Raw genomic sequence first — 13,750 nt, 5'->3', positions numbered from 1 at the left:
TCACAACACGGAGCATATCGTGAGCAACAAAGGACAACTCTTGCAAGACCCCTTCCTGAACCTGCTGCGCAAGGAGCACGTGCCGGTGTCCATCTATTTGGTCAACGGTATCAAGCTGCAAGGCCACATTGAGTCCTTTGACCAATACGTGGTGCTGCTGCGCAATACGGTCACGCAGATGGTCTACAAGCATGCCATCTCGACCGTGGTGCCGGGCCGCGCCGTGAACTTCCACGCCGGTGACGGCGGCGAAGCCAACTGATCCCGACCGCTTCAAGTCCCGACTTGAGGCGCGTCTCGAGGAACGTCTGGAGGAGCCTCATGAGGTTCGTCCAGACCCGCCTCCAGACCCGGGCCTTGATTGGACGCCGAGCGCCCCCATCTAGGGTGAACATGCGCAATTCGGTGCATGTGCTTTTCAACGACGTCCGGACGAGGCCCGTCATTCATCTATCTTGAACAGCCAAGATCCCACTCATCAGTCGCCGCCCCCCGAGGCGGCGCGCGCCATTTTGGTGGGCGTGGACCTGGGCCGCGGTGAGGCCTTCGATCCCACCCTCGACGAACTCGCTCTGCTGGCGGAATCCGCTGGCGACACCCCCGTGGCCCGCATCGTGGCCAAGCGCAAGGCGCCAGACGCCGCGCTGTTTGTCGGTTCCGGCAAAGCGGACGAAATCAAGCTGATGGTGCAGGCCCATGGGGCCCACACCGTGCTGTTCGACCAAGCCATCTCTCCCGCCCAGCAACGCAACCTGGAACGTCATCTTGGCGTGCCGGTGGCGGACCGGACGGCGCTCATCCTGGAAATCTTCGCCGCCCGCGCCCAGAGCTTCGAGGGGAAGCTGCAGGTCGAACTGGCGCGGCTGCAATACCTGGCCACCCGGCTGGTGCGCCGCTGGAGCCACCTGGAGCGGCAAAGCGGCGGTATCGGGATGCGTGGCGGCCCTGGCGAACGCCAGATCGAGCTGGACCGTCGCATGATCGACGACCGGATCAAGACCATCAAGGAACGCCTGAAGAAGGTGGAGCGCCAGCGCAGCACCCAGCGCCGCGCACGCGCCCGCAACGGGGTGTTCCGGGTGTCCCTGGTCGGTTACACCAATGCGGGCAAGAGCACGCTGTTTAATGCCCTGACGAAGGCCCGTACCTACGCCGCCAACCAGCTGTTTGCAACGCTGGACACCACCACCCGCTCGCTCTACCTCGAAGAGGCGGGCAGCAGTGTCTCGTTGTCCGACACGGTGGGCTTCATCCGCGACCTGCCGCACAAGCTGGTGGAGGCCTTCAAGGCCACGCTGCAGGAGGCGGCCGATGCCGACCTGCTGCTGCATGTGGTGGACGCCGCCAGCCCGGTGCTGACCGAGCAGATGGAAGAAGTGGAGCGGGTGCTGGCGGAAATCGGTGGGCAGCACATTCCCCAGATCCTGGTCTACAACAAGCTGGATCTGCTGGAATCCAACCAGCGGCCCCGTGAATTGCAGGACTGGCTGCCCCGTCTGGGCGGCGAGCATGGCGGCCAGCGCTTGCCCCGCATTTTTGTCAGCGCGGCCGGGGGCGAGGGCCTGGATGCCCTTCGCGCGATGATTGCCTCTTTCATGCAGGCCACGCCGGAGCCCGAAGTTCCGCAAGACCTGACCCGGGATCTCCCTGTACCGAAGGACGCTTCAGGGCATGATCGGGGGGAATGACCTCCCCAATGCCCGATACTTGCAACAAGACTTCCTCACCAGGATGCGTATGAACCAAGACAACAGCATGCCCGCCGGCCATGGCCGGTCGCCCCAGGGAGGTTCCCGGGTCGGTGGACGCCTTCGCCAATGGGTGGGCCTGTGGATGAGCAATGGCCGCAACGAGGGCCCGCCCGACCTGGACGAGCTCTGGCGCGACTTCAACCGCAAGCTGTCCCGCCTGTTTGGCGGCCGTGGTGGCAATGACGGCAACGGGGGCGGCCCCACCGGCGGTGGCAACAACTTCCAGCCCGACATGCGCGGTGCCGGCATCGGCGCCGGCCTGGTGGTCGGCGTGGTGGTGCTGGGCTGGCTGGCCAGCGGTGTTTTCATCGTGCAGGAAGGCCAGCAGGGGGTGATCACCTCCTTCGGCAAGTACAGCCGCACGGTGGATGCCGGCATCCAGTACCGACTGCCGTATCCGTTCCAGGCGCATGAGGTGGTGTCCTTCACCCAGTTGCAGTCGGTCGAGATCGGGCGCAGCCAGGGCACCGCGAGCGGCCTGAAAGATTCGTCCATGCTCACGCAGGATGAAAACATCGTTGATATCCGCTTCACGGTGCAATACCGCCTGAAGGATTCGCGTGACTATCTCTTCGAGAACGTCGACGCCAATGAAGCGGTGGTGCAGGCCTCTGAATCCGCCGTGCGCGAGATCGTCGGCCGCAGCAGCATGGATTCCGTGCTCTACGAGCAGCGCGATGCCATCGCCACCGACCTGAGCAAGTCCATCCAGGTGCAGCTGGACCGTCTCAAGACGGGTATTCAGATCGTCAACGTCAATGTGAACGGCGTGCAGCCGCCGGAGCCGGTGCAAGCCGCCTTCGACGATGCCTTCCGCGCCAACGCCGACCGCGAGCGTCTGAAGAACGAGGGCGAGGCCTACGCCAACAAGGTGATTCCGGGCGCCCAGGGCCAGGCGGCCCGGGTGAGGGAAGAAGCCGAAGGCTACCGCGCCAAGGTCATCTCCACCGCCGAAGGTGATGCGGATCGCTTCCGCAGCGTGCTGGCGGAATACCAGCGCGCGCCGGCCGTGACGCGGGATCGCCTCTACATCGACGCCATGCGCGACATCTACAGCAACGTCACCAAGGTGATGGTGGACAGTCGCAACAACTCCAACCTGCTGTATTTGCCACTGGACAAGCTGCTGCAACAACAGGGCGCCGGTTCCAGCGGCGTCAGCAGCAGCCCGCCGACCGCAGTCACGCCGCAGGATCCAAGCACCAGTGGCAGCACCGTGCTGAACCCGGACATCCGCTCGCGGGACAACCTGCGCAGCCGTGACCGCGACGGTCGCTGAACGAAGGGGAGCAACAGACAATGAATCGCATCGTTTCCGTCGTCCTCGGGCTGCTGGTCCTGTTCATGGTGGCCAGTTCCACCTTGTTCGTGGTGGATCAGCGCCAGTTTGCAGTCGTGTACTCGCTGGGCGAGATCAAGGAAGTCGTGACCGAGCCGGGGCTGAAGTTCAAGCTGCCGCCCCCGCTGCAGAACGTGATCTTCCTGGACCGCCGCATCCAGACCCTGGACAGCCCGGACACCCGCCCGATCTTCACCGCTGAAAAGAAAAGCCTGGTCATTGACTGGCTGGTGAAATGGCGCATCGTTGATGCCCGCCAGTTCATCCGCAACAGCGGCACCGCCATGCGCAACCTGGAGACGCGCCTGAGCCCCATCGTGCAGGCCGCCCTCAACGAAGAGGTGACCCGCCGTACCGTGCGTGCGGTGCTGGCCACCGAGCGTGAGAAGGTGATGAACGATGTCCGCAAGCGCCTGGAAGAAGAAGCCAAGCAGTTCGGCATCGAAATCGTCGACGTGCGGGTGAAGCGTGTGGACTTCTCGCCCACCATCACCGAGTCGGTCTACAACCGCATGAAGTCGGAGCGCATCCGCGTGGCCAACGAACTGCGGGCCACCGGCGGTGCCGAGGGTGAAAAGATCAAGGCCGATGCGGACAAGCAGCAGGACATCATCCTGGCGGAGGCCTATCGCGACGCCCAGAAGATCATGGGTGAGGGTGATGCCAAGGCCTCGGCGCTGTATGCCGAAGCCTTCAGCCGCGACCCCAACTTCGCCCAGTTCTATCGTTCGCTGGAGGCCTATCGCTCGTCCTTCCGCAAGAAGAGCGACGTGATCGTGGTGGACCCGTCCTCCGACTTCTTCAAGGCGATGCGAGGCGCAGGTGGCGGTGCGCCGGCGCCCGCGCCGGCCCGCAAATAAACTGAATCCACAGGCGCCGTGAGGCGCCTGTTTGCTTTCATGAATGGCACGACCTGGTGGGCCGCCCTGGCCCTGATGCTGCTGGCGGAAGGGCTGATGCCCTTCATCAGCCCTTCGTCCTGGCGCGACTTCTTCAGCCGATTGATGGCGATGAGTGATGGACAACTCCGGTTCATCGGTCTCGCCTGCGTGCTGTGCGGGGTGATCCTGCTCTGGCTGGTGGCCTGAATGTCTGGCGGCGGGGCGCCCGCAAGCGGTGCGGCAAGCCCATAATCGTGCCGAATTACCGCAGTCGACCCCAGCTTGGGTTGGGGCGATGACCCCAGCTTGTGCGGTCGGCGTCTCCGCCCGTGCCCGACCCCGGTACAATGCCGTTTTTAACCCCTCCCCTGAACGTCCATGGCCTCTGCTTGGCTGCTGCCCGAGCACTTTGCTGACGTCCTGCCCTCCCAGGCTCGCCGCATTGAAGAATTGCGTCGTGACCTGCTGGATATGGCCCGGACCTACGGTTGCGAGCTGGTGATGCCTCCCATGCTGGAGCACCTGGACTCGTTGCTGTCGGGTACCGGCCAGGCACTGGACCTGATGACCTTCAAGCTGGTGGACCAGCTCTCCGGCCGCAGTCTCGGCCTGCGGGCCGACACCACGCCGCAGGTGGCCCGCATCGATGCCCACCTGCTCAACCGTGAAGGCGTTACCCGTCTCTGCTACTGCGGCCCGGTGGTGCACACGCGCGCCGAAGGTCTCACTGCCACCCGCGAGCCGCTGCAGTTTGGCGTCGAGATCTATGGCCACGCCGGCCTGGAGGCCGACCTGGAAGTGCAGGAGCTGGCGCTGGATGCCATGCGCCACGCTGGCCTGAAGCACATCACGCTGGACCTGGGCGACGCCCGCCTGGTACGTGGTGTGCTGGGTGACCACACGCTGGACGAAGACCGCCTGGCGGTGCTGGTTCAGGCCATGGGCGCCAAGGATGCGGCCGGTGTGGCCGCCTTTGCGGGTGAGTTGCCGTCGGCGGTCATCGAAGGCCTGCAGACCCTGGTGGGCCTCTACGGAGATCTGGACCTGCTGGCCCAGGCCCGTGAGCGACTGCCTCGCCATCCGCTCATCACAGCGGCTCTGGACGATCTGGACTGGCTGGTGCGCCACCTGCGCGCCAGCGGCCCGGATTTGCGCATCGGCCTGGATCTGGCCGACCTTCCCGGTTATGCCTATTACAGCGGCGTGCGCTTCGCGCTCTATGCCCAGGGCTGCAGCGATGCTGTGCTGCGCGGTGGCCGGTATGACGAAGTGGGGGCCGTGTTTGGCCGCCGCCGTCCGGCGGTGGGCTTCAGCCTGGATCTCAAGACCCTGGTGGGTCTGATTCCGCCCACCCAGCTGCGCGCCGCCGTGCGTGCCCCCTGGGGGGTGGATCCGGACCTCCGTGCGGCGGTCCGCCGCCTGCGGGAGCAGGGCGAAACCGTGGTCTGCGTCCTGCCGGGCCATGAGCACGAAAACGACGAATTCGAATGCGACCGCGAGCTGGTGAACACCAGCGGTCAATGGGTGCTGCGTGCGCTGTGAGCGCCGCCCCCACCAACAACCTCTTTGATCGGATGAACAACATGCAAAGCACTGAGATCGCGCGCGGCCGCAACGTGGTGGTCGTCGGCACCCAGTGGGGTGACGAAGGCAAGGGCAAGGTCGTTGACTGGCTGACCGACCACGCGCAAGGCGTGGTGCGGTTCCAGGGCGGCCACAACGCCGGCCACACCCTGGTGATCAAGGGCGTGAAGACGGCGCTGCAGCTGATTCCTTCCGGCATCATGCGTGACGGCGTGGCCTGCTACATCGGCAACGGTGTGGTGCTGGACCCCACCCATCTGCTGTCTGAAATCGAGCGCCTGGAAAAGGCCGGTGTGGAAGTGCGTTCGCGCCTGTTCATCAGCGAATCCTGCCCGCTGATCCTGCCCTTCCACGTGGAAGTGGACCGTGCCCGCGAAGCCCTGCGTGAAAGCAGCGGCAGCGGCAAGATCGGCACCACCGGCAAGGGCATCGGCCCGGCCTATGAAGACAAGGTGGCGCGCCGAGCCCTGCGCGTGCAGGACCTGAAGCATCCGGAGCGCTTTGCCAAGAAGCTCAAGGAGCTGGTGGAGCTGCACAACGTGTCGCTGACGGGCTACCTGAACTCGAAGGCACTGGAATTCCAGCCGATCTTCGATCACGCCATGTCGCTGGCGGATCAGATCAAGCCGATGATGGCCGACGTGGGTTACCTGCTCCACAAGGCGCATCAGGCTGGCCACAACATCCTGTTTGAAGGTGCGCAAGGCACGCTGCTGGACATCGACCACGGCACCTATCCCTATGTGACCTCCAGCAACTGCGTGGCTGGCAATGCCGCTGCCGGCGCGGGTGTGGGGCCGCAGATGCTGCATTACATGCTGGGCATCACCAAGGCCTATGCCACTCGCGTGGGGTCGGGCCCGTTCCCGACCGAGCTGGACTGGGAAAACCCCGGCACCGTCGGTCATCACCTGTCGACCGTTGGCCAGGAGCGTGGCACGGTCACCGGCCGTGCACGCCGCTGCGGCTGGCTGGACGCTGCCGCCCTCAAGCGCTCCATCATCATCAACGGCATCACCGGCCTGTGCCTGACCAAGCTGGATGTGCTGGATGGCCTGAAGGAAGTGAACATGTGCGTGGGCTATGAGCTCCACGGTGAGCGCATCGACATCCTGCCGCTGGATGCCGACGACATCGTGGCGTGCAAGCCCATTTATGAAGTGTTCCCGGGCTGGACCGAGAGCACCTTCGGTGTCACCTCGTGGGATGCTCTGCCGGCCAATGCGCGCGCTTATCTGAAGCGGGTGGAGGAGGTGATTGGTGCCCCGATCGCCATGGTGTCCACCGGTCCGGACCGGGATCACACCATCCTGCTGCAGCATCCGTTCAAGGCCTGATGGCTGTTTTCTTGATTTCCACCTGTTTCTTTGCTGAGGAGCCCTCCCCATGTTGACCGACGACGGCAAGCATCTGTATGTGTCGTGGGATGAATACCACTTGCTGATCGAACGCCTGGCATTGAAGGTGCACGCCTCCGGCTGGGAATTCGATCAAATCCTGTGTCTGGCGCGTGGCGGCATGCGTCCGGGTGATGTGCTGTCGCGGGTGTTCGACAAGCCGCTGGGCATCATGTCCACCAGCTCGTATCGCGCCGAGGCCGGCACGATTCAGGGGCGCCTGGACATCGCCAAGTACATCACCATGCCCAAGGGCGAACTGGCGGGCCGTGTGCTGCTGGTGGATGACCTGGCGGATTCTGGGGTGACGCTGAAGGCGGTGGTGGAGCGTCTGCGCGGGATGCCGGCGATTCAGGAACTGCGCTCGGCCGTGATCTGGACAAAGAGCGTGTCGACCTACACGCCGGACTATTACGTGGAACTGCTGACCACCAGCCCATGGATCCATCAGCCGTTCGAGGACTACGACTCGCTGCGGCCGGACGCTCTGGCCAAAAAATTCGCGATTTAGGCTCCTCCCCCTACCGGCTTCGCCGGCCCCCCCCCACCGGGGGCGAGCTCTATGGACTGGCAGAGCCAGATCCATGAGCTCCGCTGGAGGGCGGCGGCGCTGCGCGCGCCGGGCAACAAAAAAAGCGACCCTCTTGGGTCGCTTTTTTGTTGATGGTGGGCTCGTCGCAGGCGTGTGTGTGGGAGGCTCGGCATCACATCGTGTTGCACTACGTCGTGCTGCTCGACCTCGTGTCGCACTGCCTCGCTGAGCAGGCTCTCTGCTCAGCAGCACTTTTTTCACCGCAATGAAATAAGGCCAGCAAGTGCTGGCCTTATTCAGAATTTGGTGCCCAGGAGAGGACTCGAACCTCCACGGAGTTACCCGCTAGTACCTGAAACTAGTGCGTCTACCAATTCCGCCACCTGGGCAAGGTTCAAAATCACCCCTCACTCAAACTTGGCTTGCAACCCACTTCCACCGTCGCCTCAATAGTGGACATCTCTGCCGCACTATCCTTTCAACGACCATTTCAGTCACACCCTCAACACCAACACACTGTCAACTGATTGCGCATCACCGCACCGACGGTGCTGCTGCGTGCAGCAGCTGCGATCGCGTGCAGAAGGTGCAACTGTTGCGTAAGGACATTTACCTCTGGCAAGCCCTCGCAAGCCCTCGCAAGTTTTGAACGCTTTGAAAGTCTTGCACGTTTCTCACGTTCTACACTTTCTGCGATCACCTTTTGCAATCACGTTTTGCAATCTGTCAGGTGTCTTCAGGTATCCTAGTCACCAAGTTCTCGAGAAGCGCTTTTGCGTTTCAGGAAAGACAAGGATCATACTATCAAAAACTTCAAGAACGCAAGCTCGCAGGCGCCCAGTCAGCTGATGGGCGAGGTCGAAGGTACGGTGCAAGGTCACCGCGACGGTCACGGGTTCCTGATGCCGGATGACGGCCAGCCCGATGTCTACCTTTCCGCACAGGAAATGCATGCCGTGATGCACGGCGACCGCCTGCGCGTTCGGGTGGTGCGCTTCGACAAGCGCGGCCGCCCGGAAGGCCGCGTGCTGGAAATCCTGGGGCGGCGCAAGAAACCCATCATCGGCCGTCTGCTGCTGGAGTCCGGCATCTGGCTCGTCGCCCCGGAAGACAAACGCTACGGGCAGGACATCCTGGTCCCCAAAAACGCGATCGCCAATGCGACCGCTGGCCAGATCGTGGCCGTGGAGCTGACCGAGCCGCCGTCGCTGTATTCGCAACCCGTTGGCCGCGTGACCGAGGTGCTGGGTGAAATCGACGACCCCGGCATGGAAATCGAGATCGCAGTCCGCAAGTACGAGGTGCCACACGCCTTCAGCGCCGACACCCTGGCCCAGGCCGCCAAGTTGCCCGACAAGGTCCGCGCCACCGATATGAAGCATCGCGTGGACTTGCGCGATGTGGCGCTTGTCACCATCGACGGTGAAGACGCCCGCGATTTCGACGACGCCGTGTATTGCGAGCCCCACAAGCAAGGCCGCGGCAAGAACGCGTTCAAGGGGTGGCGCCTGCTGGTGGCCATCGCCGACGTGAGCCACTACGTGAAGCCCGGCGAGTCGCTGGACCGCGATGCCTACGAGCGCGCCACCTCCGTCTACTTCCCGCGCCGGGTGATCCCGATGCTGCCGGAAAAGCTGTCCAACGGCCTGTGCTCGCTCAACCCCGATCAGGACCGCCTGTCCATGGTGTGCGACATGCTGGTGGACGAGGCCGGCGAGGTGCAGGCCTATCAGTTCTTCCCGGCCGTCATCAACTCCCATGCACGGCTGACCTACACCGAGGTCGCGGCCATCCTGACCAACACCCATGGGCCCGAAGCCGCCAAACGGCGTGATCTGGTGCCCCATCTGCTGCATCTGCATGAGGTCTATCGGGCCTTGCTGTCGCAGCGGGCCAAGCGCGGTGCGGTGGATTTCGAAACCACCGAAACGCAGATCGTCTGTGACGACAACGGCCGCATCGAGAAGATCGTGCCACGCACCCGCAATGAGGCCCACCGGCTGATCGAGGAAGCCATGCTGGCGGCCAACGTCTGCGCGGCCGACTTCATTGCCGGCGGCAAGCATGCGTCGCTGTTCCGCGTCCACGAAGGTCCCACGCCGGAGAAGCGCACCGCGCTGCAGGCCTACCTGCGCGCGCTGGGCATCGGCATGGGCATCAGCGACGATCCGGCGCCCGGTGAATTCCAGGCCATTGCCCAGGCCACCAAGGACCGGCCCGATGCGACGCAGATCCACACCATGCTGCTGCGCTCGATGCAGCAGGCGATCTACACGCCCGCCAATTCCGGCCACTTCGGTTTGGCCTATCAGGCCTACACGCACTTCACCAGCCCCATCCGCCGGTATCCCGACCTGCTGGTGCACCGGGTGATCAAGGCGCTGCTGAGCAGCAAGAAATACACGCTGGATGCGCACAAGATGGAAGCGGCCAAGCCGCTGCCCAAGCGCCCCGGCCGCCCGACCAAGACGCTCAATCCGGCCACGGCCTCCACCGAGGCGGAGCGCTGGGAAATCGTTGGTGCCCATTGCAGTGCGAATGAGCGCCGCGCCGACGAAGCCTCGCGCGATGTGGAAGCCTGGCTCAAGTGCCGCTTCATGCGTGACCACCTGGGCGAGGAATTCGCCGGCACGGTGAGCGCTGTGACCAGCTTCGGTTTGTTCGTGCAGCTCGACGCTCTGTATGTGGAGGGGCTGGTCCACATCACCGAGCTGGGGGGCGAATACTTCAAGTTCGACGAAGTGCGGCAGGAGCTGCGGGGTGAGCGCACCGGTATCCGTTACGCCACTGGCGCACGGGTGCAAGTGCAGGTCAGCCGCGTGGATCTGGACGGGCGCAAGATCGACTTCCGCCTGGTGCGAGAGCAGGACGAGGCCCGGCTGCTGCAGCGTGCCATGCGCGACAAGCACGGGGATGGCCGTCGTCAGGACCGGCAGGCGGATCGGCGTGGGCCGCGCAAGCCGCTGTCGGAGATCGTCAGCGCCCCCGAAGTCGGGGCGGAGACGATCTCGGCGGTGGAGCAGCTCGAGCGGATCGAGAAGGTGGACCGGGTGCTGAAGGCCGAACGCCGCAAGGCGGAACGGTCCGCGAAGACCTCGGCCACGCATCCGATCAAGGCGGCCAAGCGGACCGCTCGCGGGGCGTCACGCCCGGCAGTTGCCAAGACCGCTTCAGCGCCTGCCCCTGCAGCAGCAGCAGCAGCAACAGCAGCAGCAACAGCGAAATCGACGCGCAAAAAGCGCACTTGAGTGTTGGGGTGTCAAGGGGGTGTCAAGGGGGGGGCAAGGGGGCGGAAGGGGTCGGAAGGGGTGACGCTTCACCTCAATGGGCATGCAGGCGCGCCATGGCCTCGATGAGGTCGGCTGCCCGCAGGGGGCCCTGATGGGAGCGCGTTGCCGCCCCATGCCAGACCACCGCCGTGCATGCCACTTCATGCGCGCTGGCCTGCAGGGCCTGGGCCCACAGGCCGCCCGCCCAGCCGGCCAGCACATCACCCGTGCCTGCCGTGGCCAGTGCTGCCGAGCCGGTGCTGTTGATGTCGGGCCGATGGTCCGGTGACGCGATCACGCTGCCGGACCCCTTCAACACCACCGTGCATTGGAAACGTTCCGCCAGCGCCTTGGCGGCTGCCAGCCGGTCGCACTGCACCGCACCTGTGCTGCCGAGGCCCAGCAGCCGGGCGGCCTCCAACGGATGGGGTGTCATCAGGGTGTGAAGGCCGTGGCTGTGGCGGGCTGTGAGCCGGCGCGCCAGGCCCGCGTCGTCGGCCACAAGATTCAGCCCATCGGCATCCAGCACCAGATGGCGCGCCTCATGCAAGACCGCATCCAGCCAGGGCAGGATCGCCGTACCGCCGCCGCAGCCGCACACCACGACGGCGTCGCGCCAGGCGTGCGCTTGGCTCCAGCGCTCGGCCGGCCAGTGCATCAGCTCCGGCCGGGCGGGCCAGGGCAGTCCATCGTCCTCGGGCAGGGCCGCATAGACCCTGCCGGCGCCAGCGGTCAGTGCGGCGGTGGCGGCCAGCCAGGCGGCGCCGCGCATGCCAGGGGCCCCGCCCAGCACGACCACGTCGCCCTGCCGGCCTTTGTGGCTGGTGGCGCCTCGGGGATGAGCCTGCTGCCAGCCCGCCAGCACCTCCAGGCCGAGCAATTGCGCGCCGGGCGGGTGCTGCGGAGCGGGAGGGGTGTCGAGATCGTCGAACCAGATCCGGCCCGTGTGGGCCCGGCCTTCGCCGGTCACGAGGCCCGGTTTCAGGGTGAGTAACGACAAGGTGTGGGCGGCCACGATGGTGTCCGCGCCGGAGGTCTGACCGGTGTCTGGCTGCAAGCCACTGGGGACATCAATGGCGAGGACGGGCGCGTGATGGGCATTGGCCGTGCGGATGGCTGCGGCGATGTCCCCCTCCGGCGCACGATTCGCGCCCAGTCCCAGCAGGCCGTCGATCCAGAGGTCGACCTCCGTCCACGCACTCGTGTCGCTGGGTGGCCCCTGCTGGATCGTCAATCCCGCCGCCTGGGCCGCGCGCAGCGCATGGGCGGCATCGCTGCCTTCCCGCGGCGGAGGGCCGATGCGGTGAATGTGCAGGTGCCAGCCCCGTGCCGCCAGCCAGCGTGCGGCGATCAGGGCATCCCCGCCGTTGTTGCCCGGCCCCGCCAGCACCACTGCCGAGCGGGCATGCGGATACAAGGCCAGGGCCAGCCGGGCGACGGCCCATCCGGCCCGTTCGATCAACTGGTGCGGGGCCTGTTGCAACAAGGCGGCCTGCTCCACCGCACGGCTCGAGGCCGCATCGTGGAGCGGCCAGCTGTGGTGTGTGGTGGGGAGCAGGGCGCGCATGCGCCGACTCTAGCGCAGGTGCTTGCGGTGATCGCAGCGAGGGTTCGGTGCTGGCTGCTGCTGGCCGCTGCTGTGCGCTGCTGGATCCGTTGGCGTTGGCGCGGGCAAGGCGCGGGCAAGGCATGGGCGCGTGGAGGGGGGCAAAGCCAGCACTGGCGAACTGCTGCGGGAAGAACGGCACGGCGCTGGCGCGGGGGAGGGGTACAGGCCTCAGCGCAACCGACTGGGCTCCAGCATCGTGGCGTCCAACCCGCCGTCACGGCCGGCCAGTCGTTCACCCAGCCACTGCGCCGCGCCACCGGCCAGTGGCCAACCCGCGTCCCCATGGCCGATGTTCAGCCACACCCCCGGCACGCCGCTGGCGCCGACCAGCGGCAGTTCATCCGGCAGCAGCAGCCGGGAGGCTTTCCAACGCTGCTGGCCACCGGCCTGCAGGGCACCCGGGAACCAGTCGTGGGCCGCCTGATGCAGCGCGCTCATCGAAGGGCCGTCCGGTTGCCCCACGGGGCCACCCAGTTCCTGCGAGCCGCCGATACGCACGCGCTGCCCCAGGCGAGTCATGCTGACGCCCAGCGACATGTCCATCACGGTCGCGCTCGGGCCGAGGTCCGGATGGGCCTCCAATTGGCGCAGGGGAGCGGTGAGGGTATGGGCTTGCACAACGCCCCACGGGAAACGCAGTCCCAGCGGTGACAACAGGGCCGGCGCGCCCTTGCCGGCGCAGACCACGACCGCATCCACGCGTTGTGCCGCTCCGGTCGCCAGGTGCAACGAGGGTTGGGCGCCCGGTTCGATCTTCAACACGTCCACATTGAACTGCCAGCGGGCGCCCAGGCGTTGGGCCTCCTGCTTCAGTGCCTGAGCGAACTGCCGCGAATTGGCGGACTCGTCCTGGGGCAGGTGGATGCCGCCATGCAGGCGGGTGTCGGCATTCAGGCCTGGCTCCAGGCTGCGGCAGGTGTTGGCGTCGACTTCGCGGTGAGGGGCCTGCGCCGCCTGGAGGCGTGCCAGCAGGGCAGCGGCCCGCTTGTAGTCCCTGGCGGTGCGCCATAGCAGCAGGATCCCGCCACGCTGCTCGACGTCCAGTTGCAAGCCCTGGCGCCAGTCGGCCATGAGGGCCTGGCCCTGGCGTGCCAGTTGCAGCATGGCGGCAGGCACCGGCAGCGGCTGGTGTGCGATGGCTCGCCGGGCGCGCCAATGCGCCCAGCGCCAACCCAGCTGTCGCGGCGCTCCGCGCCACTTCATCGGCGTGGCCGGACGCGCCGCCAGCAGGGCAGGGGCAATCAGCCCGGGCGGGGCAAAGCTGGCCCCGGTGGCCACGCTGGTGTCGCGCTCGTACACCTGCACTTCATGCCCTTGACGCGTGAGTTCGTAGGCAGAGGTGATGCCGGCGAGGCCGGCCCCAATAACGGCCACCCGCATGTCAGAGC

11 protein-coding genes and 1 tRNA gene are annotated in these 13,750 nt (G+C 65.7%); 9 read left to right on the top strand and 3 right to left on the bottom strand.

The genetic code is table 11. The features are described 5' to 3' along the window. The first annotated feature begins 19 nt into the window (after positions 1 to 19). The 8 genes from hfq to OU995_RS25035 all read left to right on the top strand — a co-directional run bounded on the left by hfq (position 20) and on the right by OU995_RS25035 (position 7,463). Positions 20 to 262, top strand: a complete 243-nt coding sequence (gene hfq, locus OU995_RS25070; RefSeq protein ID WP_058934340.1) for an RNA chaperone Hfq — start codon at positions 20 to 22, stop codon at positions 260 to 262. Positions 263 to 455: 193 nt separating this feature from the next. Next, positions 456 to 1,688: a GTPase HflX gene (gene hflX / locus OU995_RS25065; protein ID WP_267832899.1), complete on the top strand. Its 1,233-nt coding sequence runs from the start codon at positions 456 to 458 to the stop codon at positions 1,686 to 1,688. Positions 1,689 to 1,833: 145 nt separating this feature from the next. Then, positions 1,834 to 3,030 carry an FtsH protease activity modulator HflK gene (gene hflK / locus OU995_RS25060; RefSeq protein ID WP_267836373.1) on the top strand — a complete coding sequence of 399 codons (1,197 nt, stop codon included), beginning with the start codon at positions 1,834 to 1,836 and terminating at the stop codon, positions 3,028 to 3,030. 20 nt (positions 3,031 to 3,050) lie between these two features. Continuing rightward, positions 3,051 to 3,950 (top strand): protease modulator HflC, encoded by a 900-nt coding sequence (gene hflC, locus OU995_RS25055; protein WP_267832898.1) that lies wholly within the window; start codon positions 3,051 to 3,053, stop codon positions 3,948 to 3,950. 39 nt (positions 3,951 to 3,989) lie between these two features. Further along, positions 3,990 to 4,178 carry a DUF2065 domain-containing protein gene (locus tag OU995_RS25050; protein WP_267832897.1) on the top strand — a complete coding sequence of 63 codons (189 nt, stop codon included), beginning with the start codon at positions 3,990 to 3,992 and terminating at the stop codon, positions 4,176 to 4,178. Between the two features lie 171 nt (positions 4,179 to 4,349). Beyond that, positions 4,350 to 5,513: an ATP phosphoribosyltransferase regulatory subunit gene (locus OU995_RS25045; RefSeq protein ID WP_267832896.1), complete on the top strand. Its 1,164-nt coding sequence runs from the start codon at positions 4,350 to 4,352 to the stop codon at positions 5,511 to 5,513. A gap of 32 nt (positions 5,514 to 5,545) precedes the next feature. Further along, positions 5,546 to 6,892, top strand: coding sequence for an adenylosuccinate synthase (locus tag OU995_RS25040; protein WP_420714901.1), 1,347 nt, complete (start codon positions 5,546 to 5,548; stop codon positions 6,890 to 6,892). A gap of 49 nt (positions 6,893 to 6,941) precedes the next feature. Beyond that, complete coding sequence (locus tag OU995_RS25035; RefSeq protein WP_058934346.1) at positions 6,942 to 7,463, top strand: phosphoribosyltransferase; 522 nt, start codon at positions 6,942 to 6,944, stop codon at positions 7,461 to 7,463. A 325-nt stretch (positions 7,464 to 7,788) separates the two neighbouring features. Here OU995_RS25035 and OU995_RS25030 read toward each other — a convergent pair. Further along, positions 7,789 to 7,873, bottom strand: a tRNA-Leu gene (locus tag OU995_RS25030). A 459-nt stretch (positions 7,874 to 8,332) separates the two neighbouring features. Between OU995_RS25030 and rnr the strand changes: the two genes are divergently transcribed. Continuing rightward, positions 8,333 to 10,732 (top strand): ribonuclease R, encoded by a 2,400-nt coding sequence (gene rnr, locus OU995_RS25025; RefSeq protein WP_420714762.1) that lies wholly within the window; start codon positions 8,333 to 8,335, stop codon positions 10,730 to 10,732. Between the two features lie 73 nt (positions 10,733 to 10,805). Here rnr and OU995_RS25020 read toward each other — a convergent pair whose 3' ends face one another. After that, positions 10,806 to 12,320 carry an NAD(P)H-hydrate dehydratase gene (locus tag OU995_RS25020; protein WP_267832894.1) on the bottom strand — a complete coding sequence of 505 codons (1,515 nt, stop codon included), beginning with the start codon at positions 12,318 to 12,320 and terminating at the stop codon, positions 10,806 to 10,808. Positions 12,321 to 12,530: 210 nt separating this feature from the next. Beyond that, the gene (locus tag OU995_RS25015; RefSeq protein WP_267832893.1) at positions 12,531 to 13,742 is read right to left on the bottom strand and encodes an FAD-dependent oxidoreductase; all 1,212 of its coding nucleotides are present in this window, start codon (positions 13,740 to 13,742) and stop codon (positions 12,531 to 12,533) included. Between the last annotated feature and the right edge of the window lie 8 nt (positions 13,743 to 13,750).

The sequence above is a fragment of the Roseateles sp. SL47 genome (assembly GCF_026625885.1).
Taxonomy (GTDB): Bacteria; Pseudomonadota; Gammaproteobacteria; order Burkholderiales; family Burkholderiaceae_C; genus Roseateles.
This window is presented reverse-complemented; position numbering and strand designations above follow the sequence as displayed.